General features: G+C 66.4%; 14 protein-coding genes. 10 read left to right on the top strand and 4 right to left on the bottom strand.

The window, feature by feature from the left end:
* Positions 1-229 precede the first annotated feature (229 nt).
* Entirely contained in the window at positions 230-1,756 is a 1,527-nt protein-coding gene (locus HUW53_RS22015; RefSeq protein WP_237347381.1) for an EAL domain-containing protein, read from the bottom strand.
* 467 nt (positions 1,757-2,223) lie between these two features.
* Between HUW53_RS22015 and rnr the strand changes: the two genes are divergently transcribed.
* The 5 genes from rnr (at position 2,224) to rpmG (ending at position 7,267) form a co-directional block, all read left to right on the top strand.
* Entirely contained in the window at positions 2,224-4,509 is a 2,286-nt protein-coding gene (gene rnr, locus HUW53_RS19255) for a ribonuclease R (protein ID WP_370877790.1), read from the top strand.
* A 13-nt stretch (positions 4,510-4,522) separates the two neighbouring features.
* Positions 4,523-5,032 carry a DUF983 domain-containing protein gene (locus HUW53_RS19250; protein ID WP_370877776.1) on the top strand — a complete coding sequence of 170 codons (510 nt, stop codon included), beginning with the start codon at positions 4,523-4,525 and terminating at the stop codon, positions 5,030-5,032.
* Positions 5,029-5,763 (top strand): NUDIX hydrolase, encoded by a 735-nt coding sequence (locus HUW53_RS19245; protein WP_237347380.1) that lies wholly within the window; start codon positions 5,029-5,031, stop codon positions 5,761-5,763. The genes HUW53_RS19250 and HUW53_RS19245 overlap by 4 nt, the downstream gene beginning before the upstream one ends.
* A gap of 46 nt (positions 5,764-5,809) precedes the next feature.
* Positions 5,810-6,967 carry an MFS transporter gene (locus tag HUW53_RS19240; RefSeq protein ID WP_237347379.1) on the top strand — a complete coding sequence of 386 codons (1,158 nt, stop codon included), beginning with the start codon at positions 5,810-5,812 and terminating at the stop codon, positions 6,965-6,967.
* Positions 6,968-7,099: 132 nt separating this feature from the next.
* Positions 7,100-7,267: a 50S ribosomal protein L33 gene (rpmG, locus tag HUW53_RS19235; RefSeq protein ID WP_127089705.1), complete on the top strand. Its 168-nt coding sequence runs from the start codon at positions 7,100-7,102 to the stop codon at positions 7,265-7,267.
* Positions 7,268-7,760: 493 nt separating this feature from the next.
* On the opposite strand, the gene HUW53_RS19230 is transcribed toward rpmG, so the two are convergent.
* Positions 7,761-8,129 carry a response regulator gene (locus tag HUW53_RS19230; protein ID WP_237347378.1) on the bottom strand — a complete coding sequence of 123 codons (369 nt, stop codon included), beginning with the start codon at positions 8,127-8,129 and terminating at the stop codon, positions 7,761-7,763.
* An 88-nt stretch (positions 8,130-8,217) separates the two neighbouring features.
* Here HUW53_RS19230 and HUW53_RS19225 point away from each other — a divergent pair, with 88 nt between their 5' ends.
* The 3 genes from HUW53_RS19225 (at position 8,218) to purB (ending at position 11,305) form a co-directional block, all read left to right on the top strand.
* A complete protein-coding gene (locus HUW53_RS19225) occupies positions 8,218-8,544 on the top strand; it encodes a DUF3572 domain-containing protein (RefSeq protein WP_237347377.1) in 327 nt (108 codons plus the stop codon).
* Between the two features lie 66 nt (positions 8,545-8,610).
* Positions 8,611-9,903 (top strand): DNA polymerase IV, encoded by a 1,293-nt coding sequence (locus HUW53_RS19220; protein WP_237347376.1) that lies wholly within the window; start codon positions 8,611-8,613, stop codon positions 9,901-9,903.
* A 94-nt stretch (positions 9,904-9,997) separates the two neighbouring features.
* Positions 9,998-11,305 (top strand): adenylosuccinate lyase, encoded by a 1,308-nt coding sequence (gene purB / locus HUW53_RS19215; protein ID WP_237347375.1) that lies wholly within the window; start codon positions 9,998-10,000, stop codon positions 11,303-11,305.
* A 75-nt stretch (positions 11,306-11,380) separates the two neighbouring features.
* On the opposite strand, the gene HUW53_RS19210 is transcribed toward purB, so the two are convergent.
* The gene (locus tag HUW53_RS19210) at positions 11,381-11,698 is read right to left on the bottom strand and encodes a hypothetical protein (protein WP_237347374.1); all 318 of its coding nucleotides are present in this window, start codon (positions 11,696-11,698) and stop codon (positions 11,381-11,383) included.
* 6 nt (positions 11,699-11,704) lie between these two features.
* Positions 11,705-12,043, bottom strand: a complete 339-nt coding sequence (grxD, locus tag HUW53_RS19205; RefSeq protein WP_237347373.1) for a Grx4 family monothiol glutaredoxin — start codon at positions 12,041-12,043, stop codon at positions 11,705-11,707.
* Positions 12,044-12,225: 182 nt separating this feature from the next.
* Here grxD and HUW53_RS22155 point away from each other — a divergent pair, with 182 nt between their 5' ends.
* Both HUW53_RS22155 and HUW53_RS19195 read left to right on the top strand, forming a co-directional pair.
* Entirely contained in the window at positions 12,226-12,489 is a 264-nt protein-coding gene (locus HUW53_RS22155; RefSeq protein WP_370877777.1) for an ATP-binding protein, read from the top strand.
* A gap of 82 nt (positions 12,490-12,571) precedes the next feature.
* Positions 12,572-13,897, top strand: a complete 1,326-nt coding sequence (locus tag HUW53_RS19195) for an HD-GYP domain-containing protein (RefSeq protein ID WP_237347371.1) — start codon at positions 12,572-12,574, stop codon at positions 13,895-13,897.
* The last annotated feature ends 253 nt before the right edge of the window (positions 13,898-14,150 follow it).

Genomic DNA, 14,150 nt, shown 5'->3' with positions numbered 1-14,150 from the left:
GGCCTGTGACGCCGCCCGGCGAACCTTCGCGAAACGCACACCGGAACACCGGTGTGCTCGGGCGGCGGCATGGACTTCTGAAGTTCAGCCACGGCCTGTAACGCAGCCTGCATCTCGAACGAGATGCAGGCCACCGGGTCCAGGCGTGGAGACAAAAGAAAAGGCCGGGCAAATGCCCGGCCTTTTTCATCGCCCCATTGAGGTTCCCCGGAAACAACGCCGCAGTCGCTTATGCGGATTGAGCGCGGGCCGCGGCTCTGCCGAGCTTCGCCAGGAGTTCTTCCAGCTCGATCGGGCGGGAGAAAAGGAAGCCCTGGGCAAAGCCGACGCCGCAGCGTTGCACCCGCGCCAATTGGGCCTCGGTCTCGACCCCCTCCACGATGATGACCGTGCCGAGCTTGCGTACGAGGTGCACCACCGCCTCCAGCATGTTCATTTCACCCCGCTCCCACTCCTGCTCATCGGAACGCAGGAAGGAACGGTCGATTTTCACGAAATCCACGTAGACCTGTTGCAACAGCGACAGGTTTGAGAAGCCGACGCCGAAATCGTCGATGGCAAACTGCGCGCCACGCTCGCGCAGCCCCTGCATCACCTCCTGCACGCGCGGCGAAGAGAAATCGCCCTCCTGGCGTTCGGTCAGCTCCAGAATGACCCGATCCAAGGCGCGCGGCGCCGTGCCGAAGGCCTCGTCCGCCACATCGAGCAGCCGCCGGTCGGCCAATTGATGGGGGGGCACGTTCAGCGCCACGGAGAACGCCTGCCGGCGGATGGTGATGCGCCTCATGTCCTGCGCCACCTGGATCATCACCCAGCGGGTGGTGTCGTGGATGAGCGGGCTCTGCTCGATCCAGGGAATGAAGGCGGTCGGCATCAGCACCCCGTGGCGCGCATGGCGCCAGCGCAGCAAGGCCTCGGCGCCGATCCAATCGAGGGACGAGAGTTCGACCGTCGGCAGATAGGCGAGGAAGAAATCGCCCCGGCGCAACGCGGCCTTGACCTGGCCTTCAATCGAAAGGTGCCGCCGCAGCAGGGCCATGGGTCCGAACCACAGGGCCAAGCCAAGCACGCCGATGAGGCTCGCCTGGAGCGGCATCGTGCTCATCCACTCCTGCGTGAGCTGCGCATTCGGCACATGCAGCATGACCGCGACCGGCCAATCCGCCGCCGGAGCGGAAACCACCACGTTTTCCGGGACGAAAGGCAGCGCCCACGCCCCCGCGGCCCGCCCCGTTTCGCGCGGCAAAGGGGCATCCAGGGCGATCCTGTTGTTCTCGCGGACCCATGGCACGAGATAGGCCGCCGGCCGGTTCCCGTCCTGGGGCACGAGCGCGCTGAACAGGCACGCCGCATCAAGCCGCACCAGCAGGCGCCGCCGATCGTCGAGGGTGATCGGCACCTCAACGGCGGCATCCTGCAGCTCGCTTGCGCAGGATTTCAGATAATAGAGCGTCCGCTGCGGCTGCCAGGTGCAACTGAGCCCTTGCGGCGACCAGATTTGCACCTGCGACACCGGCAGGCCCGCCAATCCCCGGTCGAGGCTCGATCGCGATTCGGGTGCGCACAGGTCCTGTTGCAGCGGCAAGGTGCCGCGGATGATCTGGTTGGTATGATCAAAATACCGATTAACCCATGCCGCAAGACCTTGCGCCTGCCCCTCATACCGGTCTTGAAAGGCCCGGTAGGCACGGTGGAAGTCGAGCGCCAGATACACCAAGGACACGAGAACCAGCGTCGCCAGAAACACTCCCGGCACCGCCAATTCCAGCGTTCTCGACAAAAACTGGCGGCGCCATAGAGAGTTGTCCGCCGACATCATTCCCGCCTCGCACGCAACAGAAGTTGTAATCTTGCATCCACCGAAAAGACGGACAAGCTGAAACCGAGCCTTTGCCGTCCGCGCTTTAGCGATTGCGCCGGCACCCGGCAACCTCCGTCGAAACCGGCTTCCTGCACGCATTTCGTGCAGGGCTCGGCGGCGCGCGCGCCGCCCCAATTCACGGCATTGATGGCAATCGCGAACTAGCCCCGCGCTCCCGTTCAAGATAGCGTCGGCCCATCCGCACGGAAGCTCAGCCCTTGTCCAAACGTCCCACTCCCTCTGCCTCGCGCCCCACCAAAACGCGTGCCGCCCGCAAGCGCGCCGCCGAAGGCCACGGGCGCGCCGAAACCCTCGTCGTCGCGCCCCGCGCCACCGGGCGGATGCCGAGCAAGGCCGAGGTCATGGCCTTCATCGCCAGCCAGGGCGGCACGGTGGGCAAGCGCGAGATCGCCCGCGCGTTCGGCCTCTCCGCCGACCAGAGGGTGGAGCTGAAGGCGCTGCTGCGCGATCTGTCCGAGGAAGGCACCGTCGACCGGCGCGGCCGCAAGCTGCACGTGCCCGGTGCCCTGCCGGGCGTGGTGCTGGCCGACATCGTCAGCCGCGACGCCGATGGCGAGCTGGTCGCCATGCCGGTGGAATGGGACAGCGAGGAGCATGGCGAGGCGCCGCGCATCATCCTCCAGCCGGAGCGCCGCACCGCCCGCAGCCGGGGGCCGGCGCCGGGCCTGTCCGATCGGGTGCTGCTGCGCATCCTCGAAGGCTCGGGCGAGGCCTATGTCGGCCGCGTCATCAAGGTGCTGGAGAAGGCCCGCAAGCAGACCCTGGGCATCTTCCACGCCCTGCCGCAGGGCGGCGGGCGCATCGTCCCCATCGACAAGAAAAGCCACGGCCGCGAACTCCAGGTGCCCCCCGGCGCCGAGCACGAGGCCGAGGACGGCGACCTCGTGGCAGTGGAGCTGATGCGCCAGCGCGTGTTCGGCCTGCCGACCGCGCGGGTGAAGGACCGGCTTGGCTCGCTGAAGAGCGAGAAGGCGGTGAGTCTTATCGCCCTGCACGCCCACGGCATTCCCCACCAATTCCCCGATGCGGTGACCAAGGAGGCGGAGGCCGCCAAGAAGGTCAACGCCCGTGGCCGGGAGGACTGGCGCAAGCTGCCCCTCGTCACAATCGACCCACCCGACGCCAAGGACCACGACGACGCCGTCCACGCCGTGGCCGACGACGCCCCCGAGAATGCGGGCGGCTTCATCGTCACGGTCGCCATCGCCGACGTCTCGACCTATGTCCGACCAGCCTCGGCGCTGGACCGCGAGGCGCTCATACGTGGCAACTCGGTCTATTTCCCGGACCGGGTGGTGCCCATGCTACCGGAACGCATCTCCAACGACCTGTGCTCCCTGCGCCCGAAGGAGGACCGCCCGGCGCTGGCGGTGCGCATGGTCATCGGCAAGGACGGGCGCAAGAAGAGCCACACCTTCCATCGCATCATGATGCGCTCGGCGGGCAAGCTCGCCTATGCCCAGGCCCAGGCCGCCATCGAGGGCCGCGCGGACGAGGTGACCGATCCGCTGGTGGAGGGCGTGCTGAAGCCGCTTTATGCCGCCTATGCCTGCGTGAAAAGCGCGCGCGACAACCGCCAGCCCCTCGACCTCGATTTGCCCGAGCGCAAGATCGTGCTCAAGAGCGACGGCACGGTCGACAAGGTGGTGGTGCCCGAGCGGCTCGACGCCCACCGACTGATCGAGGAATTCATGATCCTCGCCAACGTGGCGGCCGCCGAAACCCTGGAAGACAGGCGCACGCCGCTCATCTACCGGGTGCACGACACGCCCTCGCTGGAAAAGCTCTCGTCCCTGCGCGAGTTCCTGAAGACCCTCGACATCGCCTTGCCGAAGATCGACGCGGTGCGCCCTTCCCACCTCAACCGCATCCTCGCTTTGGTGAAGGAGACGGATGTGGCGCCGCTGGTGAACCAGGTGATCCTGCGCAGCCAGTGCCAGGCGGAATATTCGCCGGAGAATTACGGCCACTTCGGCCTCAACCTGCGCCGCTACGCCCATTTCACCTCGCCCATCCGCCGCTATGCGGATCTCGTGGTGCATCGCGGCCTCATCCGCGCCATGGGCTTCGGCGCGGATGGCCTGCCCGAGGAGACCACGGTGGAGATTCTCGGCGAGGTGGCGGCGGCCATCTCGGTCACCGAGCGGCGGGCCATGGCGGCCGAGCGGGAGACGGTGGATCGTCTCATCGCCCATCACCTCGCCAACCAGATCGGCGCGGTGTTCAAGGGCCGGATCTCCGGCGCCACCAAGGCGGGGCTGTTCATCGCCCTCGATGAGACCGGGGCCGACGGGTTCGTGCCCGCGGCCACCATCGGCGCCGACTATTACCGCTTCGACGAGGCGCGCCAGGCCCTGGTCGGCGAGCGGACCGGCGAAATGCACCGCATCGGCGACCGGGTGGAGGTGCGCCTTGTGGAGGCCGCGCCGGTGGCCGGCGCGCTCCGGTTTGAGCTGTTGTCGGAAGGCACGTATGTAAAGGGGGCGCGCGGCCGGCCCGGGCCGCTGCGACGTTCCGGTGGAATGAAGAAAGGCCCCGTCCGCGCGCCAACCCGCGCGGACGGCCCCCCAGCGGGGCCACGGGGTGGAACGGGTGGGAGGAAGCCCGGCACCAGCCGGAAAAAATAGGACGACCCCGTCCATGCCATTGACGCTCACCACGCGGGCGGTGCCGCCCGTGCCCAGCGGGGCCGGCGGCCCGCCCGGCGAATCGATGACCCGCGCCCGCATCCCCGCCCTCATGCGGGGCGCGCGCGGCCGGTGTCCCGCCTGCGGCGAGGGCCGGCTTTTTCCGCGCTATCTCAAGGTCGCGCCATTCTGCCCCCGGTGCGGGGAGGAGCTGTACCACCACCGGGCGGACGACGCGCCGCCCTATGCGGTGATCCTGGTGGTGGGCCACATCGTGGTGCCGCTGCTGGTGCTGGTGGAAGAGCTGTTCCAGCCGCCCCTGTGGGGCCATCTGGCCCTATGGCTGCCGCTGACCCTCGCCCTGAGCCTTGTGCTGTTGCCACCGGCGAAAGGCCTGCTCATCGCCCTGCAATGGGCCTTGCGCATGCACGGCTTCGACCCCTCCAGCGCCGAGCGCGAACCTCCACCCGAGGGCGCCACGCGCCCGCCCCTCACTCCTGCAGCAGCTCCGTTCGCATCATGACCGACTTTGCCACCCGACTGACCAACGCCGAGCGCGCGCAGACCTCGGCCAACGTGCGCCCCAAGGACGCCGCCACCCTCATTCTCGTGGACCACAAGGGCAAGGCGCCGCGCGTGCTCATGGGCCGCCGACATCCCAACCTCAAGTTCATGCCGAACATGTACGTCTTCCCCGGCGGCCGGCTGGAGGCGTTCGACAAGGCGATGCCCGTGTACGGCATCGTGGACGCCGACAGCGAGCGGCGCCTGATGCAGGGCGTGCAGCGGCCCAGCCTCGGCCGGGTGCGCGGGCTTGCCGCCGCCTGCATCCGCGAGATGTTCGAGGAAACCGGCCTTATGGTGGGCACCAAGGACCTCGGCGCCCCGCAGGCGCCCTGTGACGACTGGCGCCCGTTCGAGACGCGCGGGGTATTCCCGAACCTGGAAGCGCTCACCTTCGTCGCCCGTGCCATCACCCCGCCCCGCCGCCCGAGACGCTTCGACACGCGCTTCTTCGTTGCCGACGCGTCCGCGGTGTGCGACGAGGAGCCCGGCAAGGTTGGCGAGAATTCCGAGCTGGTCGACCTGAAGTGGCTCACCTTCGACGAGACGAAGGCCCAGGAGCTGCCCACCGTCACCCGCGTGGTGCTGGATGAACTGGCCCAACGGATCGAGGCCGGCTTCCACCCCAGGCTTCCCGTTCCCTCCTACGCCATGCGACACGGCCAGTTCGTGCGCACGCTTCTCGACTGACCGGACGCTTTTCCGCATGCACGCCCCAAGCCCGCCGCCCGCTCAAATGAGCTGGGCGGCCTCGATTACCGCTGCCATCTCCGCCATCGCCGTGGTGGGGGTAGGCATCAGCCTCTCCATCCCGCTGCTGGCGCTCGAGCTGGAATCGCGGGGCGTCTCCGGCGCCTTGATCGGGGTCAACACGGCGGTGGCGGGCATCGCCACCGTCGCCGTGGCCCCCTTCGTGCCGCTGCTGGTGCGTCGGCTGGGCGTGCGGGCCCTGCTCGTCCTCGCCATCCTGCTCTGCGCGGCCAGCCTTCTGGCCTTCAAGGCGACCTCCTCCTTTCTGCTCTGGTTTCCGCTGCGATTCGCCCTCGGCGCCGCCCTGTGCGTGCTGTTCGCGGTGAGCGAGTTCTGGATCAACGCGGTGGCGCCGCACCATCGACGTGGCCTCGTGATGGGCATCTACGCCACCGCCCTTTCCGTGGGCGCGGCGCTGGGGCCGGTGATCCTGAGCGCCACCGGAACCTCGGGATGGCCCCCCTATCTGGCGGGTGCGGCGGTGCTGTGCCTCGGCGCGCTCCCCATCCTGATGGCGCGTGGCATGACCCCGACCATCCATGACGGCGAGCATCACGGCGTCCTGTCGTTCCTGCTCAGGTCGCCCACAGCCCTCATGGCGGCGCTGGTGTTCGGCGCCATGGAGACCTCGGTCATGAGCTTCCTGCCGCTCTACGGCATGCGACTCGGGCTGGGGGCAAGCGATGCCACCTTGCTGCTGACGGTGGCCGTGCTGGGCAATGTGGCGTTCCAGATTCCGCTTGGGCTGGTCTCCGATCGCATCGACCGGCGGGTGCTGCTGTTGGCCTGCGCCGCGGTCGGCACCATCGGCGCCGCGATTCTGCCCCAGCTTCAGGTCGACAGCCTCCCCTTCCTCGCCGCAGTGTTCCTCGCCACCGGGGTGACGGGCTCCCTCTACACGGTGGGCCTCTCCCATCTCGGGGCGCGCTTCCACGGGGCGAATCTCGCCTCCGCCAATGCCGCCTTCGTGATGTTCTATTCCATCGGGCTCATCGCCGGCCCGCCGCTGGCCGGCAAAGGCATGGACCTCTACAACCCCTATGGCTTCGCTTATGTCATCGCCGGCATGCTCGGGGGCTATGCCGTGCTCGTGGCGGTGCGGCTGGTGTTCGGCAGCGAAGCCCTGAAAGCGCGCGGGCCTTGACAATGAAGGGCTGTTAAGGGCATTTCGGCGCATACGAGCCGCCGGTCCGGCAGCGCGTGCGTGTTTCTTTTCGCCGGCATTCGGCTTGCGCGCCGGAATTGCGCGCCACCAGCGGCACCCAGGGATCAAGATATGGCCAAGGCTGCAACCATCAAGATCAAGCTCCTGTCCAGCGCGGACACGGGCTCGTTCTACGTCACCAAGAAGAACTCCCGCACCAAGACCGACAAGATCGTGCTGAAGAAGTACGATCCCGTGGTGCGCAAGCACGTCGAGTTCCGCGAGACCAAGATCAAGTGACGCGCGGCGAGGGCCCCGCCCTCGCCTGACGCTTCCAAAAGAAAAGGGCGCCCTGCGGGCGCCCTTTTCTTTTGGATCGCCCAACGCACCGGCGCTCGCCCGTCCCACCGCCCGAATTGAGGATCGACGCACCGATCGATGGGGGGAGAACCCTGCGACGGAGGGAGCGGCGCGGAAGACACGAATGCGGTGTAGGGGGGAGAGGTGGCCCGTGGGGAACGCGCGGGGAGGCCTCCCGTCAGCGTTCACCCACCGGCCAAACCCCACGGACCCAGGAGATGCGGCGGACCTGAGCACTCCGCAGGGTTGTTCCAAACTTCGACGACGTCGGCCGCATACGCAGCGTCGGACTACTGCCGGTCATCAGCCCGGTTCAGCTTTGCCACTTTCACCGCTTCAAGTGGTAGCTTCACACTCTTAAACGTCAAAAATTCTAACGCAAGACTGGAAAAAGGAAAAGCACCCGAATCGGTTGACCCGCGCGGGGGCCGTCTCAACCTCCCGTGAACTGACGCACGGTCTCGAGAAATTTGGCCACCGAAATAGGCTTGGACAGATAAGCTTCACAGCCGCCCGCGCGGATTCGCTCCTCGTCGCCCTTCATGGCGAAGGCGGTGACCGCGACCACGGGAATCGTGCGCAGCTCCGGGTCGGCCTTCAGCTTGCGGGTCACGTCCAGGCCCGAAATCTCCGGCAGCTGGATATCCATGATGATGAGGTCCGGCCGGTGGGCGCGGGCAAGATCCACCGCCTCCACCCCGGTACGGGTTTCTACCGTTCGGTAGCCATGTGCCTCCAACAGGTCGTGGAAGAGCTTCATGTTGAGCTCATTGTCTTCCACGATCATGACGGTCTTCGACATGGACCCCATCCCCGCTTCACGCTTCGCAGCCCGCCGCGAACGTGCTGGAATGGGGAACAGCTAGAGCCCATTCGTTGCGGAAGCGCAAATGCCAATTCAAGACAGACCCAAGGGCCTTCAAGCCCAGCGCGCCGCGGCGCAGGAAGTCGCCGTCGCCGCCCTCTCGTTCCTCGCGGCCGATGGCGAGCGCCTGGTGCGATTCCTGGCCGAGACCGGCCTTTCCCCCGCCACCTTGCGCGAGGCCGCCGGCAAGGCCGACTTCGGCGCCGGCGTGCTCGCCTACATCATGTCGGACGAGCCGTTGCTGATCGCCTTCGCGGCGGCGCAACAGCTCGACCCCCGGCACGTGGTGAGCGCCTATGCCATTCTCTCGCCGCCCGACGACCCCGAGGCCACCGTGCGGCGCCCCAATTAAGGCGTACATGTGGGGGTCCACAGGGCGCCGATTGCGCGTGATCGCGGCGCGCGGCAGTATCCGGGCATGCCCACGCTGCTCCCAGGCTTCTGCCGCGACTGCCTCGCCGATGCCGGCGCGGGCGTGCGTTGCGTGGCCTGCGGCAGCCCGCGCCTGGTGCGCCATCGGGAGATCGACACCCTCGCCGTCGCCCATGTGGATTGCGACGCCTTCTTCGCGGCGGTGGAAAAGCGGGACAATCCGGCGCTCGCCGACGTCCCGCTCATCATCGGCGGCGGCAAGCGCGGGGTGGTTTCCACCGCTTGCTACATCGCCCGCATCGCCGGGGTGCGCTCGGCCATGCCCATGTTCAAGGCGAAGGCCCTATGCCCGCAAGCCGTGGTGCTGCCGCCCAACATGGACAAATATCGCATCGCCGGGCACGCGGTGCGCGCGATGATGCAGGCCCTCACCCCGCTGGTGGAGCCGCTGTCCATCGACGAGGCCTTTCTCGACCTTTCCGGCACCCAGGCCCTGCATGGCCTCAGCCCGGCGCGGACCCTGGCCCGCTTCGCGCTGGAGGTGGAACGGCAGGTGGGAATCACCGTTTCCGTGGGCCTTGCGCCCAACAAGTTCCTGGCCAAGACCGCCTCCGACCTCGACAAGCCGCGCGGCTTCTCGGTGCTGGGCGCGACCGAGGCCCCCGGCTTCCTGGCGCCACGGCCGGTCACGTTCATCTGGGGCGTGGGCGCGGCGTTCGGGGCGCGACTCGCCCGCGACGGCTTCCACACCATCGCCGACCTCCAGCGGGCGGACGCCGGAGACCTCGCCCGCCGCTATGGCGCCGAGGGCCTGCGCCTCGCGCGCATCGCCCATGGCATCGACAACCGCCCGGTAGAGCCCCACAGGGAGGCCAAGAGCGTTTCCGCCGAGACCACCTTCGACACCGATATCGGCGCCCTGCGTCCGCTGGAGCAGACGCTCTACGGCCTCGCGGAGGAGGTCAGCGCCCGCCTGAAGCGCGCCGACCTCTCCGGCCGCACCGTGACCCTCAAGCTGAAGACCGCCGACTTCCGCCTGCGCACCCGCTCCCGCACCCTGGAGAGCGCGACCCGTCTCACCGGCCGCATCTATGCCAGCGCCCACGAGCTGCTCCTGAAGGAAACCGACGGCACCGCCTTCCGCCTCATCGGCGTCGGCGTGTCGGAGCTGGAGCCCGGCAGCGCCGCCGATCCGGCCGACCTCGTGGACCCCACCACCGAACGCCTGAAGGCGGCGGAAACCGCCATGGACGCGCTCGCCGCCAAGTTCGGCCGCGGCGCGGTCTCCCGCGGGCTGATGCTCAATTCCGATATCCACCAGCGCCGCAAGGGCCGTTGAGGCGGGCGCCGATACTCCATCCGTCACGGGCGCTACTCTTTCCGGCCGCGATCTGCTAGAGCCAGCCCTTGCTTGAGATTTCACGAGTGCTGCGATGATCCCCCGTTATAGCCGCCCGCAGATGGCCGATATCTGGTCGCCCGAGGCCCGCTTCCGCATCTGGTTCGAGATCGAGGCCCATGCCGCCGACGCTCTCGCCGAGCTCGGCATCGTGCCCAAGGAGGCCGCCGCCAAGATCTGGGACCTGGGCGGCAAGGCCGAGTTCAACATCGACCGCATCGACGAAATCGAGCGGGAGGTGAAGCACGACGTCATCGCCTTCCTGACCCATCTTGGCGAGTTCATCGGCCCCGAGGCGCGCTTCGTGCACCAGGGCATGACCTCGTCCGACGTGCTGGACACCTGCCTTTCGGTGCAGCTCACCCGCGCCGCCGATCTGCTCATCGCCGACGTGGATGCGCTCTTGAAGGTACTGGAGCGCCGCGCGTTCGAGTTCAAGCTCACCCCGACGGTGGGCCGCTCCCACGGCATCCACGCAGAACCCACCACCTTCGGCGTCAAGCTCGCCATCGCCTCCGCCGAGTTCCAGCGCGCCCGCGCCCGTCTCGTCGCCGCCCGCGCCGAGATTTCCACCTGCGCCATCTCAGGCGCGGTCGGCACCTTCGCCCACATCGACCCGCGGGTGGAGGAGCACGTTGCGGCCAAGCTCGGGTTGACCGTGGAGCCGGTTTCCACCCAGGTGATTCCGCGTGATCGCCACGCCATGTTCTTTGCCACGCTGGGCGTGGTCGCCTCCTCCGTGGAGCGCCTTGCCACCGAGGTGCGCCATCTCCAACGCACCGAGGTGCTGGAAGCGGAGGAATATTTCTCCGCGGCGCAGAAGGGCTCCTCGGCCATGCCCCACAAGCGCAACCCGGTGCTCACCGAAAACCTCACGGGCCTTGCCCGGATGGTGCGCGCCTATGTGACCCCGGCCCTGGAGAATGTCGCCCTCTGGCACGAGCGCGACATCTCCCACTCCTCGGTGGAGCGCATGATCGGGCCCGACGCCACCGTGACCCTCGACTTCGCCCTCTCCCGCCTCACCGGCGTGATGGACAAGCTCGTGGTCCACACCGACAACATGCAGAAGAACATGGACAAGCTGGGCGGGCTCATCCACTCCCAGCGCGTTCTTCTGGCGCTGACCCAGAAGGGCGCCAGCCGCGAGGACAGCTACCGCCTCGTGCAGCGCAATGCCATGAAGGTCTGGCGTGGCGAAGGCGACTTCCGCACCTTCCTCCTCGAAGATCCGGACGTGCGCAAGTACCTCTCGGAAGACGAAATCAACGAGAAGTTTGATCTCGGCTATCACTTGAAGAATGTGGACACCATCTTCAAGCGGGTGTTCGGCCACGCCTGATCCCACCCGGGACACGCGGAAACGAAAAAGGCCCGCCAATGAGCGGGCCTTTTTCTTGCGGTCGCCTGTGCCTCGTCAGAGCGAGCCGATCAGGATGCCGATAAGCAGGGCCAGCACCGGCAGCCAGATCATCGCCAGCGCCAGATCCCTCCGGCCGCGCCGCCACATGGGCCAAGCCAGCAGCGGCGACAGAATGCAGACCGCGAGCGTCATGCCCCAGCCGGCGATTGCCGCGCCCGCGCCATCGGCACCCGCAGGCCCGTTGAACACGAAGCCAGACACGACAAGCAACAGCACCACGAGCCCCGCATCGGCGATGAGCCCGAGGATGACGGCCGCCTTCAATGCCCACGAGGCCGGCTGAGTCGGCGCCGAAACGGTGTTCTCCGTCACGCGCGATCAGCCAATGGCCTTGTCGCGGATGGCGATGCCCTTTTCCTCCAGCAGGGGGATGAGTTCGCCGGACTGGAACATCTCGCGCACGATGTCACAGCCGCCGATGAACTCGCCCTTGATGTAGAGCTGGGGAATGGTCGGCCAGTTGGCGTATTCCTTGATGCCCTGGCGGACGGCGTCGTTCTCGAGCACGTTCACGCCTTTGAACGGCACGCCCACATGGTCGAGAATCTGCACCACCTGACCCGAGAAGCCGCACTGCGGGAACTGCGGGTTGCCCTTCATGAAGAGGACCACGTCAGCCGACTTGACGATGCCATCGATGTCTTCGCGAATGCCCATGAGATCGAATCCAAGCTGCCGGGCCGAAACGTCCGACCCACTGCCCTAAAGATCGACCCTCCCTGGACAAAGTGCAAGATCCGCGTTCGGCTCAGCTTTCCCGGCCCGCCATATGAAAATGCCCGGGTCAGGCCCAAGACAAGGCCGACACTCCGCTAATTTACGCTGCGAGTTGCGCCAAAATGTTCCGACGACAGGCAGACGCCCTGCGCAATTTGATCGACAACGCTTTGAGTCGCAGCCCGCCGGGTGAAATCGTCGATGTGACGATTCACGCCTTGCCCGCCGCGTTGGAGGTGGCCGATCATGGCCGCGGCGTCCCGCTGTCCTTGCGTCCCCATGTGTTCGATCCGTTCAGCCGAGGGGCCAATCGGCGGGGCGGGGCCGGGGTTGGCCATCGTGGCGGAAACCGCCGCCATTCACCGCGCGACCGTCACCGTAGATGATCGTCCCGGTGGGGGGCCTGTTTCGCTTATCCTTCGTCCAGAATCTCGCCGACCCAAAACCTGCCATCGAAGAGCTTGTCCGATGAGGTTGCCCACCTACCGCTCAATTCTGCTGCGCGTCGCGCTCGCCGCGCTGTCCTTGGCCGTGGCCGTGGGAATCGTCGCCTTTCTCGTGGAGATGGAGATCGCCGATGGTCGGGTGTCGGACCTGGCCAAGCGCGAATCCGCCGCCTTCCTAACCGACGCGCGTGGCGCGCTGTCCACCGGGGCCGACAATACGCGGGCGAGCGACCTGCTGAATCGCTTCATGAGCCGCCGAAGCGCCGCTGGACGAGTCGAGGCGGATGGGCTGTTTATCGTCGCGGAACTTTACGACAAAAATCAAATAAAAATGGCAGAATATGTGGTTCCTGGCGCCGAATGGGCGGAGATGCGTCTGAAAAACAGCCGGCATCAGTTCCCCTTGACCGGAGTTTTACATTACGAACGCTTTACATTTGATGGACTTATATTCATCCAAACGATGGAGCCCCTGTTCGATCAGAACGGTCAGCTTCTCGGCTATTTCGAGAGTGTCTTCCAACTGTCGCCCGAGCGATCCGGTGAAATCGTCAAGGACACCGTGACGGTCGTCGCCGTGTCGTCCCTGTCGGTTCTGGGGACGGCGTTGGTGTTGCTACCGATCTTCGTCGCCTTCAACCGAGGCGTCATGGACTTGTCGCGCCAATTACTAAACGCCAACATCGACATTCTGACGGTGTTGGGCAGCGCCATCGCCAAGCGCGACAGCGACACCCACGCCCACAATTACCGCGTGACGATCCTGGCAATCCATCTGGCCGAGGCGATGGGGCTGGACGCCGCCACCATCCGGCAGCTGGTGAAAGGCGCCTTCCTGCACGATGTCGGCAAGATCGCCATCTCCGACAGCATTCTGTTGAAGCCCGGGAAGCTGGACGCCGAGGAATTCGCCGTGATGAAGACCCACGTCGTCCATGGGCTGGACATCTTGCGTTCCTCGATCTGGTTGGAGGACGCCGCCGACGTGGTGGGTGGCCATCATGAGAAGTTTGACGGGTCAGGCTATCCGGTCGGCCTGGCGGGCGACGCCATTCCCATCACCGCCCGTGTCTTCGCCATCGCCGATGTATTCGACGCCTTGACGTCGCGCCGCCCTTACAAGGAACCGATGCCCTTCGCCGCCGCGATGGACATCCTGCACGCCGGATCGGGCACGCATTTCGACCCGCGCGTCTTGGCCTGCTTCGCCGCGATCGCCCCAGACCTGCACGCCCATCTGACCGCCTTGGGGGATCAGGGGGTGGAGACCGAACTGCGTCATCTGGTTGGGCGCTATTTCACGTCCTCGACGCCGGGCGCGGTGAAGAGCCGGCATTCGACCAAATAACGCTCCGCCCTTTGCAACCAGCATGATCGGCGTTTTAGAGCCGATCGCGTAAAGGCGGAACGCTTGAAGCGTGAATTCCGCCAGATAAACAAAGGCCAAAATACCATGCCATTTCAGATTTAGCACATGGCGCACTAGCACTACTTTGGCACATTTTTTATTTTTGGAGCACCCACGAGATTCCCTTGGGCGGGTTTGCGTCATTCATGGGTGCCCGCAAGCGCTTGAGAATGGAACGCGTAGGTATCGACGT

This window comes from Xanthobacter agilis (assembly GCF_021730435.1).
In the GTDB taxonomy this organism is placed as follows: Bacteria; Pseudomonadota; Alphaproteobacteria; order Rhizobiales; family Xanthobacteraceae; genus Xanthobacter; species Xanthobacter agilis.
The sequence above is the reverse complement of the archived record's forward strand: the minus strand, read 5'-3'. Positions and strand labels throughout refer to the sequence as shown.